Source organism: Mesorhizobium sp. M1E.F.Ca.ET.045.02.1.1 (assembly GCF_003952485.1).
GTDB lineage: Bacteria > Pseudomonadota > Alphaproteobacteria > Rhizobiales > Rhizobiaceae > Mesorhizobium.
This window is the reverse complement of sequence record NZ_CP034447.1, coordinates 6,557,034-6,574,892: the sequence shown is the minus strand read 5'-3', so window position 1 is coordinate 6,574,892 and position 17,859 is coordinate 6,557,034. Positions and strand designations below refer to the sequence as shown.

Below are 17,859 nucleotides of genomic sequence, written 5' to 3'. Positions count from 1 at the left end.
TCGACTCTTCCGTTCGATTCTGACTGGAGGTCAGAAAATGAACATCAAGAGCCTTCTTCTCGGCTCAGCTGCGGCCCTGATCGCAGTTTCCGGCGCCCGCGCCGCCGACGCGGTGACCGTCGCCGAGCCGGAACCGGCTGAATACGTCAAGATCTGCGACGTGTACGGCTCGGGCTACTTCTACATCCCCGGCACCGAGACCTGCCTGCGCATCGGCGGCTATGTCCGTTACGACATCGGCGTCGGCGACGTCGGCGCGTTCGACGGCGCGACGTCCGCCGATGTTGAGGACGGCGGCAGCAACGACACCTTCTACAAGAATGCCCGCTTTGCGCTGAAGACCTGGACCAACCAGGAGACCGAGCTCGGCACGTTGAAGACCTACACCGAGACCCGCTTCAACTTCGGCAACCGCAACGCCGATCTGGGCGCGGATCCTGATGGCGCCGGTCCGCTCATCGGCTCCGTCAATCCGGCCTTCAATAAGGGCGCCTCGCTGAACTTCGCCTGGATCCAGCTCGGTGGGCTGCGCGTCGGTAAGGACGAATCGGCGTTCAATACCTTCATCGGCTACGCCGGCAACGTCATCCAGGATACGCTGGTTCCCTACGGCGACTTCGACACCAATGTCGTCCAGTACTACTTCGACGCTGGCAACGGCTTCTCGGCCGTGATCTCTCTCGAAGAAGGCTCGGGCGCCGGCACTGATGGTGTCTACGGCGTGGGCACGATCGACAGCTACGTTCCGCATGTCGTCGGCGGCGTGAAGTGGACGCAGGGCTGGGGCGCCATCACCGGCGTCGTTGCCTATGATAGCAACTATGAAGAAGTGGCCACCAAGGTTCGTTTGGACGTGAACGTCAACGACGCGATCTCGCTGTTCATCATCGGCGGCTACGGCACCGATGACAACCTGACGGACCCGACCTATGCCTTCGCAGCTGGCGGTCGCGGCTTCTACAAGCAGTGGGACGGCAACTGGGCAGTCTGGGGCGGTGGCACCTACAAGTTCAACGAGAAGACCTCGTTCAACGCTCAGGTCTCGTATGACGAAGGTGAGAACCTCGGCATCGCCGCCAACATCGCCTACGATATTGTCCCAGGCCTGACGGTCACGGCCGAAGTCGACTACATCAATGCAGGCAAAATCGGCGATGCCGATGGCCTGAACCACAACTGGACCGGTATTACTGATGGCGACGACGCCATCGGCGGTCTCCTCCGCTTCCAGCGCTCGTTCTAAGGGCTGGACTGCTACATCTGAAATCCGGCCCGGGCGCTTCAATGCCCGGGCCGTTTTGTTTTCGTGACTGGGCAAGGGCAAGCGAAAAAGGAGAAGGGGGTACTGGTAGCTGAAGTCTGCGAACGGTTTCGTAGGAATCCGCTCTGGCGCGATGAAATCGATTTATCAGACTTAACTCTTGAAAGGACACGTCCAAGCGGTTAGGTGTCGCCTATCCACTCGGGGGTGTGGCAAAAAAAATGTCGAACGAAGCGATTCAAGAGGCGGGGGTCTCTGGTCATTTTGCGGTCTTTTCTTCTCAGAATTCGAAGTTTAGGTACACCTACAACAAGGTTAGAGAAGTAAAATCGTATAGGATCGGCGAGCTCTTTACAGCATACCGGGACATACTCTGGGATGACGGGCGGCATAAATACAATGTCAGCTCTTTCATTGGTGAAATAGACGAAATTCTCCTCGGAGAGCGTTTCAGCACCTTTGACCAGAACACCCTGGACAATCTTATCGGTACCTTGCGCCAGCGCGGGAACAGCAACGCAACCATCAATCGCAAGATGGCTGCTCTCAGCAAACTGCTGCGCAAGGCTCATAAGATGGGGGATATCCACAGCTTGCCCGAATTCCGCCGCCAGAAGGAGCGGGCGGGGCGGATTCGTTTCCTCGAACGGGACGAAGAGGCGAGGCTGTTCGCCGCCATCAGGAACCTCAGCGAGGATGCCTACCGGCTCTCCGTTTTCCTGGTCGATACCGGCTGCCGCCTCGGCGAGGCGCTCGGCCTGATCTGGAACGACATCCAGGAACACCGCGTCTCGTTCTGGATCACCAAATCCGGCCGCAGCCGAACCATCCCGATGACCGAACGCGTCAAGGAAGTGATCAAGCTGCCGCCGACCACCGAAGGCCGCCGGCCGAAAGGTCCGTTCACCAAGCTGACCCAGGCGCAGTACCGCGCCATCTGGAACGAAGCGAAAGCCGAAGTCGGTCTTGGCGCCGACGAGCAGGTGGTGCCGCATATCCTGCGCCACACTTGCGCCTCCCGTCTCGTCCAGGGGGGGATCGATATCCGGCGCGTGCAGATGTGGCTTGGCCATCAGACGTTGTCGATGACCATGCGCTATGCGCATCTCGCCACCAACGACCTCGATGGCTGCGTCGTCGTGCTCGAGAAACCGCGCGCCGATGACGTGCCGCGTGTGGCGGAGGCTTCGGTGTTTGCGTCTCCGTTGACCGCGCCGTCGCCATCAAAGCCGGCGCGCAAGCCAAGGAGCGAAGCGGCCGCAGTCAAGGCGCCGGGCAAGAGTTCCAAGGTGAAGTAGCGCTGGTTCCACCTTCTCCCCTTGTGGGCTAGCGTGCGCACACATTTGCTTCGTGCTGTGGTCAAGCGTGAAGAGGCGCCGTCGGAAAATGGCTTGAAGCGGTTGAATTGTATGTGATTCTGTAGCCGCCATTGTTGATTCTGGAGGTTTTGACGATGGCTTCGTTGCTTGGCTACTTCGGCGACCTGCGCCTGCAAAAAAGGGGAGCATGGTTCTGGAGCGCATGTTTGCGCGTGTCAGCACGGGCATGCGCCGGCTGGCCGACACGCGCGCCGAGAAGGTCGCATTCACACGCCTGTTTCGCAATCGCCACGTGAGCACGCAAGAGATCATCCGCACGGCGGCGGCGCGAACCGCCGAACTGGCCGCCGGCCGCCACGTGCTGATCATCGAGGACAGCAGCGAGATCAACTATGAAGCCAAGGCTTCGCGCAAGCGCGGCCTCGGTCGTGTCGGCAATGGCACCGATATCGGGCTGTTCGTGCATCCGGCGTTGGCCGTGGATGCCGTGGACGGCTCGGTCCTTGGCCTTGCAGGCGCCACGATCTGGCGGCGCGAGGCAGAGAAGGCGGATGACTACCAGGCGCTGCCGATCGAAGCCAAGGAAAGCCACAAGTGGATCGGCACCGCCAAGGCGGCATGCCAGGCGCTGACCGACGCGCCGCAGATGACGGTGATCGGCGACCGCGAGGCCGACATCTACGAAGTGTTTGCAAGGCTGCCCGACGAGCGCACCCATGTGCTCATCCGCGCTGTACGGGATCGGGCCTTGGGCACGCGGGGCGAGCGCCTGTTCGGCGCGATCGCCAAGACGCCGGAAGCCGGCCGCATTGCCTTCGAACTGCAGGCCCGACCCGGCCGGCCGGCCCGCACCGTCGAACTGGCCGTTCGCTTCACCGCGGTGAGCTTGCGCCAGCCCCGCCTTGGCGCCGACAGCCGCGATCCGCGCGAACTCACGCTCAACATGGTGGAAGTGCGTGAGATCGATCCACCTTCGGCCAAGGACGCGGTGATCTGGCGGCTGTTGACCACCCACAGCGTCGAAACGCTCGCCGATGCCTGCCGCATCGTCGACCTGTATCGCTCGCGTTGGAGCGTCGAACAGCTGTTTCGGACCGTGAAGTCGCAGGCCATCGATCTGGAGGAAAGTCTCATCGCCGACGGCGATGCACTCGAACGTCTGGCCGCCACCGCTCTGGTCGTCGCCACCAAGGTCATGCAACTCGTACACGGGCGTGGTTCGCCGGGCCAGCGCTTCCAGGCCGCACACCTCTTCGATCCCACCGAGATCACCGTCCTGGAAGTGCTCATCGCCAAGCTTGAAGGCAAGACCCAAAAGCAGAAGAACCCGCACCCCACGCACACGCTCGCCTGGGCCGCCTGGTGTATCGCCAGGCTCGGAGGCTGGAACGGCTACGAAAAGGAACGCCCGCCAGGGCCCATCACCTTCACCCACGGCCTCAGACGCTTCAACGCCATCACAGACGGCTTCGTTCTGGCCTCGCAAAAATGAGCCCGAAGCAAATGTGTGCGCACGCTAGCCCCTTGTGGGAGAAGGTGGATCGGCGCGCAGCGCCGAGACGGATGAGGGGTGTTCCATCGGAGTGAGAGGCTGGTGTCTTCTGGAGCACCCCTCATCCGTCGCCTTCGGCGACACCTTCTCCCACAAGGGGAGAAGGTAAGGGCGCGATTGCTCGTCGAACCCGCCTATACTGCCGCAGCACCCCAACGCCCGGTTCTGATCTTCGGTTTTACTTCGATACAACCTCACCCGCGGTGCGATCGAGGAACGCGGCAATCTCCTCCAGGAGGTTGCCGGTTTCCAGGAACGGGGCATGACCCTGGCCTTCGACGGTGATCGTCTCCATGCCGGGATGGCGCTTTCCCATCTCCGCGAGCGTCGAGACGGATAGAAGTTTCGAATTGCCGCCGCGAACGGCAAGCATCGGCACGGCGGCGAGCGCGTCGAATTGCGGCCATAGATCCGGCAGCGGCTTGGTGAAGTCCGCGTCTGCCAGCGTGTCGACCAGGGCCGGATCGAAATCCGGCACCAGTCCCGCGTCCGTATCGCGGTAGATGGCGGCTACCATGCGAGCCCAGTCGGCGTCGGACAGCGCCGGGAAGCTCGCGCCATGCACGCGCCGCTGTGCGTCGACCGCCTCGGCGAATGTCTTCGGTCTCGGGTTGCGATCGAGATAGGTGCGGATATGGGCCAAGCCTTGCGCCTCTATCACCGGGCCGATGTCGTTGAGGACGATGGCCCTCAGCGCGGCCGGCTGCAGCGCGCCGAGCACATGGATGATCAGCCCGCCGCGCGAGGTGCCGATGAAGGCAGCTTCTTCGATGCCCAGCGCCGCCAGCCCGGCGAGCACGTCGCCGGCCTCGACGCCGACATTATAATGGCCGATATCGGGATCATAGTCGGATTGCCCGCGTCCGCGATAGTCGAAGGCGACGACCTTGCGCGGCCTCTTCGCCTTGCTTGAAAGGTAAAGCGCCAGCTCATGGAAGTCGCGCGCATTGCGGGTAAGGCCAGGCAGGCATACGACCGGCCAGCCATCCGAGTTTGTCTCGCCGTAGATCCGGGCATGGAGTTTCAGGCCGTCGGGTGCGGCGTAGAAGAAGTCGGAAAAGCCGTCGCTCGCCATCGGGATCCTGCTCCTCGTTGAGGTGACCGACAGCTACAGGCGAGGGCTGGGATCGTCAAATGAGAGACTCCTCCTTCTCCCCTTGTGGGAGAAGGTGGATCGGCGCGCAGCGCCGAGACGGATGAGGGGTGTTGGAAGGAATGCGACGACGGCGATCTGCCGTCGGGTATCCTGGCTGGAAAAGGGCATCGCCAAGCTGGAACACCCCTCATCCGTCCGAGCTTCGCTCGGCCACCTTCTCCCACAACAAGGGGAGAAGGAAAAGGCCCTCAGCCCCGCCCGTTCACCAGATCTCCGACAATATCGTATTTGCCTGAAATACGCATCTTGTAGACCTCGTAATTCTCCATCACGCGCTGCACGTAACTTCTTGTTTCCGTGTAGGGAATCCGCTCGATCCAGTCGACGATGGCGTCCACGTCCTTGCCGCGCGGGTCGCCGTATTTCGCCACCCATTGGGCGGCGCGGTTGGGGCCGGCATTGTAGCCGGCGAAGGTCAGCACATAGGAGCCGTTGAAGCGGTCGAGCTGCTCGCCGAGGAAGGCCGAACCCAGCGTCGCGTTATAGCCCGCATCGCTCGTCAGCCGCGCCTGCGAGAAGATCATTCCGGCCTTTTTCGCCAACTGCCTGGCTGTGCCGGGCATCAATTGCAAAAGGCCGCGCGCGCCGGCGCTGGAAATCGCCCCGACATTGAACTCGCTCTCCTGGCGGGCGATGGCATAGGCCAGCGCCTTGCCGGAACCGGAGATGTTGGCCGAATCGGGAATGACGCCCAGCGGATGCGACAGCGCGCCGACATCGATGCCGCGCTGGGCAGCGATCTTGCCGACCTTCAGCGCCATGAAATGGTTGCCCTGCTTTTCGGCGAGCACCGCAAGCAGCGCGAGCTCGCCCGGGCTGGTCAGTTGTCCCGCAAGGTCGCGGTAGAGTGTTTCGGCATAGCGGTCATAGCCCGCCTCCTGGAGCCGCCTGATCGCGTTCACCGCCTCTCTGGCTTCGAAACTCTGGCGGTCGGCGGCACTCGGCTTCGGATAGGCGATGTTGAGGGTCCTGAGGCCCACGCGTTCGCCGGCGAGCTGGCCATAGAAGGTCGTGCCATAGGCTGCCGCGCGGGTGAAGTAGTCCTTCGCGCTGCCTGGACCGCCGACCTCCGCGGCGCGGCCGAGCCAGTAATAGGCGCGCGACAACGACACCGGCCCCTGGGCGAGGTCGGCGATGCGCGAAAAATGCGCGGCAGCGCACGCCGGATCGTTGAGACCGCGCAATGCGTACCAGCCGGCATGGAACTCGGCTTCGGCGGCGCTGCCCGGGCTCTCGGCCGCATGCATGGAAACAATTCTATAGGCGGTCTTCATGTCGCCCTGGTCGACCAGCTCGCGCGACAGAACGCGGCGTTCCACCCACCAGGCTTCGGGATCGACCAGCGAATCGCGGTCGGTCGGCGCTTTCATCACGATCGCCGCGGCATCGCCGAATTTCTGCTGCTTGCGCAGATATTCGGCCTCGGCGAAGAAATAGCCGGCAGAACGCTGCGCCGCGGGCACGGCCTTCAGCAGCTTCGCCGCGTTCTTGTCGCCTTTGTCGGCCGCGGCCCAGGCATCTGCCAATTGCTGCGCGCCCGCAAGGCCGGCGATCCGCAGCGCCGAGGACGGCCGGTCGGCGTAGAACATGCGCTCCATGCGATAGCGATGGTCGGCTGCTGGAATCAGCGCGCCGAACTCCTTGATGATGGCCGTCTCGTCCTTCTCTTCCAGCTTCTCGCTGCGCCAGAACGGCACCAGCACCGCCCGCGCAGCCGGCTGGTTACCGAGCGCCACCTGCGAGCGGGCGAGGACGATCACGCCCTCCGGCGTCAGCGGCTGGCTGTGGCCGAAGGCCTGCACCACCACTTGCGGCGGGGGATTCTCGCGAAAGAGCGCGCGCTCGCTGTTCTTGCGCAGCGCAATCGTGCCCGGCCATCCGGGCAGCATCTTGGCCGCGTCGGCGATCTCGCCGCTCGGCACCTGGTCGCCGCCATAGAGCGCGATCGCCCAGGCCAGGATGTGCCGGTCGAGCGATGTGGCGGGCAGCGTGTCGCGCGCATTGCGCGCACCGGCGATGTCGTTGGCGGCCAGCGCGTCGAGCCCGCCCTTCAGTTGCGCGATACCGGCTGAAGGTTGAGACGGCTGCGCCTCGCCCGGAGCCTGCGGCGCGCCTGGCGCGGGGATAGCTGCCGTCACGCGCACGTCAGCGCTGCCGCCGATCGCCATCCCAGGCATCAGCGCGACCACCGCGCTGAGGAGCGCGAAGAGATGGGGTCGCCTCGTCGGCATTTTTATCCTAGCACATTGCCAGCAGGCAGGGACCCTGAAGGCCCAGTCCCAAGCCTAAACTCAGGTCGTGAAAGGCTCGTGAACAAAAGGTTATCGAGGCCGTTCGAATTGCCCCTGCTGGTACTATGGCGATGCTTGCCGCTGAACCATGTCGAGACTATGGTGCGCGGCTCCGCTTTCGGTTAGAAGGCGCGCAAACAAAACCGAAAAGTCCCAAAGGAGTTTGGACGACATGCTGAGAGGCTCGCTGACCGCGCTCGTCACACCGTTCGAAAAGAGCGGGCGCTTCGACGAGAAAGCCTTTCGCGCTTTCATCGACTGGCAGATCGCCGAGGGCACCAAGGGCCTGGTCCCGGTCGGCACCACCGGCGAGTCGCCGACGCTGTCGCATGACGAGCACCGCAATGTCGTGAAGGTCTGCATCGAAGCGGCCAAGGGCCGTGTTCCGGTCGTCGCCGGGGCCGGCTCCAACAACACCGAGGAAGCCGTCGGCCTGGTTCAATTTGCCGAAAAGGCAGGCGCGGATGCAGCGCTTGTGGTCACGCCTTATTACAACAAGCCGACTCAGCGCGGCCTCTACGAGCATTTCGCCGCCGTCGCCAGGGCGACCAAGCTGCCGGTCATCATCTACAACATCCCGCCGCGTTCGGTGATCGACATGATGCCCGATACGATGGGCAGGCTGGCCCACGACTTCAAGAACATCGTCGGCGTCAAGGACGCGACCGGCAAAGTCGAGCGCGTCTCGGAACAACGCTTGACCTGCGGCAAGGATTTCATCCAGCTCTCCGGCGAGGATGCCTCGGCGCTCGGCTTCAACGCGCATGGCGGCGTCGGCTGCATTTCGGTGACCTCGAATGTCGCGCCCAGGCTCTGCGCGGAATTCCAAGAGGCAACCCTTTCGGGCGACAGCGCCAAGGCGCTCGACCTGCAGGATCGCTTGCTGCCGCTGCACAAGGCGATCTTCACGGAACCTGGCCTGTGCGGCGCCAAATACGCGCTGTCGAAGCTGGGCAAGGTCGAGAACGTGGTGCGCTTACCGCTCGTGACGATCGAGGCGTCAACCGCCGAAAAGATCGATCAGGCGATGAAGCACGCCGGCTTGATAAATTAGGGATGAGGCGCCACCTCTCCGCATTATGAATCAAGTCAAGAAAGCCGACCCCAACAACAGGACGGTCGCCGAAAACCGCAAGGCGCGCTTTTCCTACGAGGTGCTCGACACGATCGAGACCGGCCTGGTGCTGACCGGCACCGAGGTCAAGTCGCTGCGCCAGGGCCAGGCCAACATCCAGGAAAGCTACGCCTCGGCCGAAGGCGGCGAAATCTGGCTGATCAATTCCTATTTGCCGGAATATCTCCAGGCCAACCGCTTCAACCATGAGCCGCGCCGGCGTCGCAAGCTGCTGGTCAGCAAGCGCGAGATGGCCAAGCTGTCCCAGAGCGTCGAGCGCGAAGGCATGACGCTGGTGCCGCTGAAAATCTATTTCAACGATCGCGGCCGCGCCAAGCTGTTGCTTGCGATCGCGCGCGGCAAGAAGCTGCACGACAAGCGCGAGACAGAGAAGCAGCGCGACTGGGCGCGCGAGAAGGGGCGGCTCCTCAAGGAGCGCGGATAAGACGGCCGCAATGGCGGGCAGGGAGCCAAGGCTTGAGGAACAGCTTGATCGTCCTGGCCCTGGCTTTCGTCTTTCTGGCGCTTGCCATCTGGGCAGAAGGCTTTTTCCGGCCCCGTGCTTTCCCACCGGATCGTGGCGAATTCCCCATAAGGGGCATCGACGTCTCGCATCACCAGGGCAGGATCGACTGGCCGCGCGTCGCGGCCGACGATGTCGCCTTCGCCATCATCAAGGCGACGGAAGGTGGCGACTATGTCGATGAAACCTTTGCCGAGAATTTGGGCCGGGCCCGTGCGGCGGGCCTCGCCGTCGGCGCCTACCATTTCTTCACCTTCTGCCGCCCGGGTGCCGACCAGGCCAAGAACTTCATCTCGGCCGTGCCGCGCGGCGAGCAGCTTTTGCCGCCGGTCGTCGACATCGAATTCCACGGCAATTGTCCGCATCGGCCTTCGCCCGCCGAGTTGAACGCGGAACTCCTTGCATTCCTGGGCCCGGTCGAGGCGGCCTATGGCAAGCCGGCCATCCTCTACATCACCGACGAGACGGCGCCGACCTATTCCGCTCATATCGCGGTTCGCCAGCGCTGGCTGCGCTCGTTGCGGGGGCCGCTGAACGAAGACGATTGGGTCTATTGGCAATATGTCGATACGGGCCGCGTCGACGGCATCGACGGCGATGTCGACCTGAATGTGCTGAAGGGCGGGCCGGCGAGACTCTCGGAGCTGTTCGCGCCGGCGCCTGAATCTAGCTCCTCAGGAACGCCGCGATCTCCTTGAAGACATTGACGAACATCTCTTCCGTCAGCACGCCCGTATTGGTGTTGTAGCGCGAGCAGTGATAGCTCGAAAACAGCGTGATGCCGCCGGCCTCCTGCCGGCCGCCATGGCGGAACGGAAGCGCGGCGACACGTCCGCCCAGCGCCCGCACCGTCGACTGATGCGCGATCGAGCCGAGCGTCAGGATGGCGCGCAGATTGGGGAAGCGCGCGATGGTCGGCCTGAGGAAGGTGCGGCAGGTGGCGATCTCGACGCCGACCGGCTTGTTCTCCGGCGGCACGCAGCGCACCGCATTGGTGATCGCGGTGCCGACGAGCTGCAGCCCGTCATCCGGCCTTGCCTTGAATTCCCCGCGCGCCAGGCCTTGCGCGATCAGCGTGCCGTAGAGCAGGTCGCCGGCATAGTCGCCGGTGAACGGGCGCCCGGTGCGATTGGCGCCGCGCAGGCCTGGGGCCAGCCCGACGATCAGAAGCTTGACCGCCTCCTCGCCCTCCGGCGGCAGGAAGGTCGGCACCGGCGCATTGAACCAGCCCGGCTCGCGCTCGCGCCAACCGGCGATGAAGTCGTGCAGCCGCGGGCAGAGCGGGCAATCACGGTCGGGTTCGGGGGAGGGCGCGGCGCTCAAGGCTGCCGCTCTCAATAATCGTCCTCGTCGACTTCAGCAGGTTCCGGCCGGCGCGCCGGCCGCTCGGACGGGTCGCGGCCGACCTCGCTCTTCAATGTCATCAGGTCGATGAAGTGGTCGGCCTGGCGGCGCAGGTCGTCGGAGATCATCGGTGGCTGCGAGGCCATGGTCGAGATGATCGACACCTTGCGGCCGCGCCGCTGCAGGGCCTCGACCAGAGTGCGGAAGTCGCCGTCGCCGGAGAAGATGACATAGTGGTCGACGACATCGGCAAGCTCCAGCGCGTCCACCGTGAGCTCTATGTCCATGTTGCCCTTGATCTTGCGCCGGCCGGTCGAGTCGGTGAACTCCTTGGCGGGCTTGGTCACCACCTTGAAGCCATTATAGTCCAGCCAGTCGATCAGCGGCCGGATTGAGGAGTATTCCTGATCCTCGACCAGAGCGGTGTAGTAGTAGGCCCTGAGCAGGTAGCCGCGCTTCTGGAAGCTCGCCAGAAGCTTGCGGTAGTCGATGTCGAAGCCGAGCGCCCGCGAGGTGGCATAGAGATTGGCGCCGTCGATGAAAAGAGCGATCTTTTCACGGGGATCGAACATTGAAAAATATCCCTTTCGAAAATTTCTGTCGTCTAAATGGACGTGACGGGCAGGCCCGGTAATGGTCCCTTTTGCCGTCTCATCCGAGATAACGCCAGATTTGTGGATATCCAAGGGCGCGGACGCGCATTGCAAGCAATTGTGATCGGCGCTATGTGAGCGGCGGATAAGGGTGATGTCCGGACATTGAGCCGGCCAAAGGCTCGTGCTTCGGGCGCTGCCGCCATAAAGCTTGTATTTCGGCGGCGTCCGGGTTATGGAGCCCGCCAGTTTTCCATCAAATCCACGCATGAAAGGGGCAGTCCATGGCCCGCGTAACCGTTGAAGATTGCATCGACAAGGTCGATAACCGTTTCGAGCTCGTGCTGCTCGCCGGCCACCGTGCCCGCCAGATCAGCCAGGGCGCGCAGATCACCGTTCCTCGCGACAATGACAAGAATCCGGTCATTGCGCTGCGCGAGATCGCAGAGGAGACGCTGTCGCCCGACGACCTCAAGGAAGACCTGATCCACTCGCTGCAGAAGCATGTCGAGGTCGACGAGCCGGAGGCCGATGGCGAGGCGATCGCCGATCAGACGGGCGCCGCCACCGCCGCTGCGGACACTGACGATGCCGAGGAGAACATCGCCTTCGACCGCATGAGCGAGGAAGACCTGCTCGCCGGTATCGAAGGTCTGGTGCCGCCGGAAAAGAGCGACGACTACTAAGCTTCGTCGGAACTTGCCTGGATCAAGCATCCGGCACTTCCGTCTCGTAAGTTTCGTGGCTATCTATGACATGCGCCGCAAGCAACAGCGGCGCATGATTCATTTCAGCACCGCGAGATCCCGCCCATGATGCGTCAGTATGAGCTTGTCGAGCGCGTGCAGCGCTACAAGCCTGACGTCAACGAGGCGCTGCTCAACAAGGCCTATGTCTACGCCATGCAGAAGCATGGCCACCAGAAGCGTGCCTCGGGCGATCCCTATTTCTCGCATCCGCTGGAAGTGGCGGCCATCCTCACCGAAATGCACATGGACGAAGCGACCATCGCGGTCGCCCTGCTGCATGACACGATCGAGGACACGACCGCGACCAGGGCCGAGATCGACGAACTGTTCGGCCCCGAAATGGGCAAGCTGGTCGAGGGCCTGACCAAGCTGAAGAAGCTCGACCTCGTCTCCAAGAAGGCCGAGCAGGCCGAGAACCTGCGCAAGCTGCTGCTCGCTATCTCCGAGGATATTCGCGTTCTCCTCGTCAAGCTCGCCGACCGCCTGCACAACATGCGCACGCTCGACCATATGCCTGAGTCCAAGCGCCTGCGCATCGCCGAGGAGACGATGGACATCTATGCGCCGCTAGCCGGCCGCATGGGCATGCAGGGCATGCGCGAGGAACTGGAAGAGATCGCCTTCCGCTACATCAATCCGGAAGCCTATCGCGCCGTCACCGCGCGGCTCGCCGAAATCTTCGAGCGCAACAAGGGCGTGCTGGACGAGATCGAAAAGGCGTTGTCGGGCCTGTTCGAAAAGCATGCGATCAAGGCCAGCGTCAAAAGTCGGCAGAAGAAGCCGTGGTCGGTGTTCCGCAAGATGGAGGCCAAGGCGCTGTCCTTCGAGCAGCTCTCCGACATCTTCGGCTTCCGCGTCGTCGTCGACACGGTCGAGGACTGTTACCGCGCGCTCGGTGCCATCCACACCACCTGGTCGATGGTGCCCGGTCGCTTCAAGGACTACATCTCGACGCCGAAGCAGAACGACTACCGTTCGATCCACACCACCATCGTCGGCCCGTCGCGCCAGCGCGTCGAATTGCAGATCCGCACCCGCGAGATGAACAAGATCGCCGAATACGGCGTCGCCGCGCATTCGATCTACAAGGACACGGGCGGCAAGGGGAACGGCGCCGCGCACGCGATCTCCAAGGAGACCAACGCCTATGCCTGGCTGCGGCGCACCATCGAGCAGCTGGCCGAAGGCGACAACCCTGAGGATTTCCTGGAAAATACCAAGCTGGAGCTGTTCCAGGACCAGGTGTTCTGCTTCACGCCCAAGGGCATGCTGATCGCGCTGCCGCGCGGCGCCACCCCCATCGACTTCGCCTACGCCGTTCACACCGATGTCGGCGACACCTGCGTCGGCGCTAAGGTCAACGGCCGCATAATGCCGCTGATGACGGAATTGAAGAACGGCGACGAGGTCGAGATCATCCGCTCCAAGGCGCAGGTGCCGCCGGCGGCCTGGGAATCGGTCGTCGTCACCGGCAAGGCGCGCGCCGCCATCCGCCGCGCCACCAAGAACGCCATCCGCAAGCAATATTCCGGGCTCGGCGCTCGCATCCTGGAACGCGCCTTCGAGCGCGCCGGCAAGAGCTTTGCCAAGGAGAGCCTGAAACCGGTGCTGCACCGGCTGGCGCGCAAGGACATCGAGGATGTGCTGGCCTCCGTCGGGCGCGGCGAGCTGGCATCGACCGACGTCATGAAGGCGGTGTTCCCCGACTACAAGGACGAGCGCGTCACGGTCGCGGCGCCCAAGCAGCGCGAGGAGGGCTGGTCGAAAATCCGCAACGCCGCCGGCATGCTGTTCCAGATGCCCGGCCGCGCCGCGCGCAAGGGCAAGGACCAGCAGCGCGAGGGCGCGGTGCCGATCCGCGGCGTGCGCGGCGACCTGCCAGTGCGCTTCGCGCCGGAAGGGGCGGTGCCCGGCGACCGTATCGTCGGCATCATCCAGCCGGGAACCGGCATCACCATCTATCCGATCCAGTCGCCGGCGCTGCAGGCCTTCGACGACCAGCCCGAGCGCTGGATCGACGTCCGCTGGGACATTGACGAGCGCACCAAGGAGCGCTTCCCGGCGCGCATTTCGGTCACCGCCATCAATGCGCCCGGTTCGTTGGCAGACATCGCCCAGGTCGTTGCGTCCAACGACGCCAACATCCACACGCTGTCGATGGTGCGCACCGCGCCCGATTTCACCGAGATGCTGATCGACCTCGAAGTATGGGACCTGAAGCATCTCAACCGGCTGCTGTCGCAGCTCAAGGACAATTCGAGCGTCAGCGATGCGCGCCGCGTGAACGGCTAGTTTACGATCTATCACTGGGGAACGAGATGAATACCGACGAAGTGCTGGGCATTTTCCGCGAGGCCGGCGCGGTTCTCGAAGGCCATTTCATCCTGACGTCTGGACTGCGCAGCCCAATCTTCCTGCAGAAGGCGCGTGTTTTCATGCATGCCGACAAGACCGAGCGCCTTTGCAAGGCGCTGGCGGAGAAGATCCGCAAAGCGGTGCCGGGCAGGATCGACTATGTCGTCGGTCCCGCGATCGGCGGCCTGATCCCGGCTTACGAGACCTCACGCCATCTCGGTGCGCCGGCGATCTGGGTCGAGCGGGAAGGGGGCGAGTTCAGGCTGCGCCGCTTCGAGATCGACAAGGGATCGCGCGTGGTCATCGTCGAAGACATCGTCACCACAGGTCTCTCGATCCGCGAGACCATCGACTGCCTGCGCGAGCTGGGCGCCGAGGTGGTGGCCGCCGCCTGCATCATCGACCGCTCGGCCGGCAAGACCGATGTCGGCGTGCCGCTGATTGCACTTGCCGAATATGAGGTGCCGGCCTATCCGGCGGACCGCCTGCCGCCGCAGCTAGCCGCCATCCCGGCCGTCAAACCCGGCAGCCGGAACATTTAAGGGTCCAAGATGATCGCTGGCATTGATCATTTCGTGCTGACGGTCCGCTCGGTCGAAGCGGCCTGCGATTTCTACCAACGCGTGCTCGGCATGCGGCGGCTGGATGAGCCGAACCGGCCGACCGCGCTTCTCTTCGGCTCGCAGAAGATCAACCTGCACGAGGTCGGCCGCACCTTCGAGCCGAAGGCGACGGTGCCGACGCCGGGCTCCGGCGATTTCTGCCTCGTCGCAGCGGTACCTCTTGCCGATATCCGTGCCAGTCTCGATGCCAATGGCGTGGCGATCGAAGTCGGTCCGGTCGAGCGCACCGGCGCCCGCGGCAGGATGATATCGGTCTATTTCCGCGATCCCGACGACAATCTGGTCGAGGTCAGCGAGTATCTGGCATAGCCTTCTTTCGGTCAATTCAGACCAAGCTGCATAGCGCAAAGCCTATCGAATGGAGATTGTAACTCAGGTAGTTGGCGAGCCGCTTGGACGGTCGTAACCCCGAGGTCCCCTTTTCTAAGATGAACTCTGCATCGATGGCGCAATCATGGCGCAAACCTATCGGTCATTCTCGGCGTCTCGCGCCTTAATGCCACGACGCTCTGCATACTCGATCAATGCAAGCTCAATGACAGCGGTGATCGAGCGACGTTCGGTCGTTGCGAGTTGTTGAGCCAGTGCTAGCACGGATGGATCCAAACGCGTCGTGAAAGGCTTTTTTGTCATTTTCGCTGTGCGGCTTGAACTTGGCGTCGAAAAAGTACATAAGGAAAGCGCGTGCATTGCACTTGCAGTGTACGTGCAACGACCGATCAGAGTGCGGGAACACTCCGATCGGCCTGACCACTACCAAGCTTCAGGGAGCTCGGATCATGGCTGATTCCGACAATACCATGACTTTGCCTTTCGTCACCCGCAGGCGGGTAGTTGCTGGAACGGCAATTGCAATGGTGGGATGGCAGCCAAGAGCGTTTGCCCGCAACGATCTGGAACCAGACCAATCCGCCGATCCCGCGGTGGCGGTGTGGCGCAAATGGCAGGCTGCACACGAAGAGGCTGAGCGGCTGTGCCGTCAGCAGCAGAACCTGGAGCGGAAACTCGCCGAAATGGTTGGATTTCCTTGTGCAACCATTCCGCTGTGTGACGGTAGGATCGTCAGGCTGCATTCACGCAAGGCGATTCGCGATGTGCTCGATCTCAGTCCAGAAGACGTAGCAATGCGCGCGAAGGCTGAAGTTGATTTTGCAGCTCATCAGGCGCGCTGGGATGCCGCCGACAGGGAAATCGGCTATTCCACCGCGCTGCACGCCGAGCGGAAGGCGGCCGACCGGGCCGAAGACATGCTTGAAATGTTGTCCGAGACCCCCGCTGCTTCCCTTGCCGGTGTGGCAGCCAAGCTTGATGCCGTGCTGAGGGAAGGAGAAGTTTCCGAAGACAGCATTGAGTTTCCCTGGCCGCAGATCCGCTCGACACTCGATGACGTCATCCGCATCGGCCAGAGGCTCGTTCCTGAACAGATGCTTCCAAGCGAGACGCGCCAACCGAAACCTCCCCGAAAACCGAGAGGGAATGGCTTGCGCGTCTGGGCCGAGGCGGACGGAGGCACAACATGAAAAAGCCAGCCGGTGGGTCGCCTAGTATAATGGACGATTCTCGTTGTCACCGGCAGCCTGCAGATAGTGCCGCGTTGTTTGGCGAGTGGTCCGTTATTGAAGTCGCCGACGCTGCGAAAGCGCTTTGGGGCGATTTGGCGGTAACGGCCATCGCCTGGGGCGCCTTAGCGGCGAATTGCGAGAGCGATATGCAGGAATATTGCTTCTGGTTTCAAGCATTTGATTGTCTTCAGGCGGGCTCTTCAGAAGCCGAGCCTGAACTCATAGTGGTAAAAGGCTCGCCTGCGTCCTGTTCATTGCCACCATGCAGAGTTGGGCCTGGTTCCGCTTCGCCGACGCGGGCGTCCCTAGTCCCTAACGGGCCCCCGCGGGCTCGGCGCAGGTTTGGGAAACAGACCAGCTGCCGAAATAAGCAGACCGGCTCTGAAAGTCACCCTATTCCGGAAGCTCATCACCCCTGACCGGCGCCTTGCCTTTTCCGGCTCGTCTCAGGATTTTGAGCGCCTTGGGGATGTCCGCACGGGAAGCCCGTTCCTCAAAGTAGCTTTCCGTCCGCAGCGCCGAGAGCTTTTCGGCAACAGCCACGTTGATGAGCTGGTTGAGCGGCACGCCTTCGCTTTCCGCCACCTTGCGGGCCTCGTCCAGAAGCGAAGGCTGCAGCCGCAGCGCGAAATTGCTTCTCCTCATATCCTTGCCTCCAATCGTTTCAGCGCCTCTCCCGGCGAGATGACCGCGACGCCGAAGCGCTCTGCCGCATTGCCGAAGTCGCGCAGATTGAACGTCACTACAGCATCAGCCTGTCCGTTCACCGCCACTTCGAGCACCATGTCGTCATCCGGGTCGCGAACGGCAGGTCGCCAAAGGAAGAGAAGGCGAACCGGCTCGGCCACGGCCGCAACGGCGTCGAGCAGCCCGTTCACGTCCTCAACCGACAGACCGGAGACCTCCAAGTACTCGGACCTGGTCATGACCGCCTGGTACTCGATCATCAGCGGCACGGAAACGAGCAGCGTCAGCCGACGCTCCAAAGACGCCACCAAGAGCCGGCGCGACGCCCCGGCGTCGCTTCGGATCGCCGCCACGATCACTGCGGTGTCGAGTATCAGCCTCATGTCGACATATTGGATATCGCCGGCGATATTGCAAGGATATTCCATCGTGCGAGCCTCGTGGAGCGGCAAAACCTTCGGACCGCATTGCTCAAGTATTTGCACGCCACACTACGACCGCACGGCGGCTGAACTTGCCTTGCTGATCATCATGCCGCTCAATGCTCCTGATCTTCATGGAAGAACAGGTGCGCCATGGTGGGCGACGCCAAGCCTGCGAACGGCAATTCATGCGTTAGTGACAGCGCCGACATGTCGGCACGGGACATGCCTGAACGAGCTGTCCCGTCCATTGCCCGCCTGCTCGGCCGGCAGGTTGCGCGGCAGCATTTCGAGGAATCGCAGGCGGC

17 protein-coding genes are annotated in these 17,859 nt (G+C 62.8%); 11 read left to right on the top strand and 6 right to left on the bottom strand.

Translation table 11 applies throughout. The features are described from left to right. Positions 1-37 precede the first annotated feature (37 nt). The 3 genes from EJ070_RS32205 to EJ070_RS32195 all read left to right on the top strand — a co-directional run bounded on the left by EJ070_RS32205 (position 38) and on the right by EJ070_RS32195 (position 4,072). The gene (locus EJ070_RS32205; RefSeq protein WP_126094950.1) at positions 38-1,243 is read left to right on the top strand and encodes a porin; all 1,206 of its coding nucleotides are present in this window, start codon (positions 38-40) and stop codon (positions 1,241-1,243) included. Between the two features lie 239 nt (positions 1,244-1,482). Next, positions 1,483-2,559 carry a site-specific integrase gene (locus EJ070_RS32200; RefSeq protein ID WP_126094949.1) on the top strand — a complete coding sequence of 359 codons (1,077 nt, stop codon included), beginning with the start codon at positions 1,483-1,485 and terminating at the stop codon, positions 2,557-2,559. 208 nt (positions 2,560-2,767) lie between these two features. After that, positions 2,768-4,072 carry an IS4 family transposase gene (locus tag EJ070_RS32195; protein WP_126090276.1) on the top strand — a complete coding sequence of 435 codons (1,305 nt, stop codon included), beginning with the start codon at positions 2,768-2,770 and terminating at the stop codon, positions 4,070-4,072. Between the two features lie 238 nt (positions 4,073-4,310). Here the strand turns inward: EJ070_RS32195 and EJ070_RS32185 are convergent, their stop codons facing one another. Together EJ070_RS32185 and EJ070_RS32180 are read right to left on the bottom strand one after the other, a co-directional pair. Next, on the bottom strand, positions 4,311-5,207 hold the full coding sequence (locus EJ070_RS32185) for an alpha/beta hydrolase (protein ID WP_126094947.1): 897 nt from the start codon (positions 5,205-5,207) through the stop codon (positions 4,311-4,313). A 269-nt stretch (positions 5,208-5,476) separates the two neighbouring features. Next, complete coding sequence (locus EJ070_RS32180; RefSeq protein ID WP_126094946.1) at positions 5,477-7,519, bottom strand: lytic transglycosylase domain-containing protein; 2,043 nt, start codon at positions 7,517-7,519, stop codon at positions 5,477-5,479. 232 nt (positions 7,520-7,751) lie between these two features. Here EJ070_RS32180 and dapA point away from each other — a divergent pair, with 232 nt between their 5' ends. From dapA to EJ070_RS32165, 3 genes are read left to right on the top strand one after another with little or no spacing between them, the layout of a single operon-like run. Further along, positions 7,752-8,633 carry a 4-hydroxy-tetrahydrodipicolinate synthase gene (gene dapA, locus EJ070_RS32175; protein ID WP_126094945.1) on the top strand — a complete coding sequence of 294 codons (882 nt, stop codon included), beginning with the start codon at positions 7,752-7,754 and terminating at the stop codon, positions 8,631-8,633. Positions 8,634-8,658: 25 nt separating this feature from the next. Continuing rightward, positions 8,659-9,138 carry an SsrA-binding protein SmpB gene (smpB, locus tag EJ070_RS32170; RefSeq protein WP_126094944.1) on the top strand — a complete coding sequence of 160 codons (480 nt, stop codon included), beginning with the start codon at positions 8,659-8,661 and terminating at the stop codon, positions 9,136-9,138. A gap of 32 nt (positions 9,139-9,170) precedes the next feature. After that, positions 9,171-9,914, top strand: a complete 744-nt coding sequence (locus EJ070_RS32165; protein WP_126094943.1) for a GH25 family lysozyme — start codon at positions 9,171-9,173, stop codon at positions 9,912-9,914. Here EJ070_RS32165 and EJ070_RS32160 read toward each other — a convergent pair. Together EJ070_RS32160 and EJ070_RS32155 are read right to left on the bottom strand one after the other, a co-directional pair. Next, a complete protein-coding gene (locus tag EJ070_RS32160; RefSeq protein ID WP_126094942.1) occupies positions 9,883-10,539 on the bottom strand; it encodes a uracil-DNA glycosylase in 657 nt (218 codons plus the stop codon). The genes EJ070_RS32165 and EJ070_RS32160 overlap by 32 nt on opposite strands. Before the next feature lie 11 nt (positions 10,540-10,550). Further along, positions 10,551-11,132: an NYN domain-containing protein gene (locus EJ070_RS32155; RefSeq protein WP_126094941.1), complete on the bottom strand. Its 582-nt coding sequence runs from the start codon at positions 11,130-11,132 to the stop codon at positions 10,551-10,553. Positions 11,133-11,437: 305 nt separating this feature from the next. On the opposite strand from EJ070_RS32155, the gene rpoZ reads away from it, so the two are divergent. The 5 genes from rpoZ to EJ070_RS32130 all read left to right on the top strand — a co-directional run bounded on the left by rpoZ (position 11,438) and on the right by EJ070_RS32130 (position 16,400). After that, positions 11,438-11,839, top strand: coding sequence for a DNA-directed RNA polymerase subunit omega (gene rpoZ / locus EJ070_RS32150; RefSeq protein ID WP_040972027.1), 402 nt, complete (start codon positions 11,438-11,440; stop codon positions 11,837-11,839). Between the two features lie 126 nt (positions 11,840-11,965). Beyond that, positions 11,966-14,194 (top strand): bifunctional (p)ppGpp synthetase/guanosine-3',5'-bis(diphosphate) 3'-pyrophosphohydrolase, encoded by a 2,229-nt coding sequence (locus tag EJ070_RS32145; RefSeq protein ID WP_126094940.1) that lies wholly within the window; start codon positions 11,966-11,968, stop codon positions 14,192-14,194. 26 nt (positions 14,195-14,220) lie between these two features. Next, on the top strand, positions 14,221-14,799 hold the full coding sequence (pyrE, locus tag EJ070_RS32140) for an orotate phosphoribosyltransferase (RefSeq protein WP_126094939.1): 579 nt from the start codon (positions 14,221-14,223) through the stop codon (positions 14,797-14,799). 9 nt (positions 14,800-14,808) lie between these two features. Then, positions 14,809-15,189 (top strand): VOC family protein, encoded by a 381-nt coding sequence (locus EJ070_RS32135; RefSeq protein ID WP_126094938.1) that lies wholly within the window; start codon positions 14,809-14,811, stop codon positions 15,187-15,189. Positions 15,190-15,659: 470 nt separating this feature from the next. Beyond that, the gene (locus EJ070_RS32130; RefSeq protein WP_189350197.1) at positions 15,660-16,400 is read left to right on the top strand and encodes a hypothetical protein; all 741 of its coding nucleotides are present in this window, start codon (positions 15,660-15,662) and stop codon (positions 16,398-16,400) included. 435 nt (positions 16,401-16,835) lie between these two features. Here the strand turns inward: EJ070_RS32130 and EJ070_RS32125 are convergent, their stop codons facing one another. Both EJ070_RS32125 and EJ070_RS32120 read right to left on the bottom strand, forming a co-directional pair. Beyond that, on the bottom strand, positions 16,836-17,087 hold the full coding sequence (locus EJ070_RS32125; protein ID WP_126094937.1) for a hypothetical protein: 252 nt from the start codon (positions 17,085-17,087) through the stop codon (positions 16,836-16,838). Next, positions 17,084-17,557: a putative toxin-antitoxin system toxin component, PIN family gene (locus EJ070_RS32120; RefSeq protein WP_245464745.1), complete on the bottom strand. Its 474-nt coding sequence runs from the start codon at positions 17,555-17,557 to the stop codon at positions 17,084-17,086. The genes EJ070_RS32125 and EJ070_RS32120 overlap by 4 nt, the downstream gene beginning before the upstream one ends. Between the last annotated feature and the right edge of the window lie 302 nt (positions 17,558-17,859).

Coding starts and splice junctions, on each gene's coding strand:
- EJ070_RS32135 (WP_126094938.1), top strand. CDS start 14,809: ATGATCGCTGGCATTGATCATTTCGTGCTGACGGTCCGCTCGGTCGAA.
- EJ070_RS32180 (WP_126094946.1), bottom strand. CDS start 7,519: ATGCCGACGAGGCGACCCCATCTCTTCGCGCTCCTCAGCGCGGTGGTC.
- smpB (WP_126094944.1), top strand. CDS start 8,659: ATGAATCAAGTCAAGAAAGCCGACCCCAACAACAGGACGGTCGCCGAA.
- EJ070_RS32145 (WP_126094940.1), top strand. CDS start 11,966: ATGATGCGTCAGTATGAGCTTGTCGAGCGCGTGCAGCGCTACAAGCCT.
- dapA (WP_126094945.1), top strand. CDS start 7,752: ATGCTGAGAGGCTCGCTGACCGCGCTCGTCACACCGTTCGAAAAGAGC.
- EJ070_RS32120 (WP_245464745.1), bottom strand. CDS start 17,557: ATGGAATATCCTTGCAATATCGCCGGCGATATCCAATATGTCGACATG.
- pyrE (WP_126094939.1), top strand. CDS start 14,221: ATGAATACCGACGAAGTGCTGGGCATTTTCCGCGAGGCCGGCGCGGTT.
- EJ070_RS32195 (WP_126090276.1), top strand. CDS start 2,768: ATGGTTCTGGAGCGCATGTTTGCGCGTGTCAGCACGGGCATGCGCCGG.
- EJ070_RS32185 (WP_126094947.1), bottom strand. CDS start 5,207: ATGGCGAGCGACGGCTTTTCCGACTTCTTCTACGCCGCACCCGACGGC.
- EJ070_RS32200 (WP_126094949.1), top strand. CDS start 1,483: ATGTCGAACGAAGCGATTCAAGAGGCGGGGGTCTCTGGTCATTTTGCG.
- rpoZ (WP_040972027.1), top strand. CDS start 11,438: ATGGCCCGCGTAACCGTTGAAGATTGCATCGACAAGGTCGATAACCGT.
- EJ070_RS32130 (WP_189350197.1), top strand. CDS start 15,660: ATGGCTGATTCCGACAATACCATGACTTTGCCTTTCGTCACCCGCAGG.
- EJ070_RS32155 (WP_126094941.1), bottom strand. CDS start 11,132: ATGTTCGATCCCCGTGAAAAGATCGCTCTTTTCATCGACGGCGCCAAT.
- EJ070_RS32205 (WP_126094950.1), top strand. CDS start 38: ATGAACATCAAGAGCCTTCTTCTCGGCTCAGCTGCGGCCCTGATCGCA.
- EJ070_RS32125 (WP_126094937.1), bottom strand. CDS start 17,087: ATGAGGAGAAGCAATTTCGCGCTGCGGCTGCAGCCTTCGCTTCTGGAC.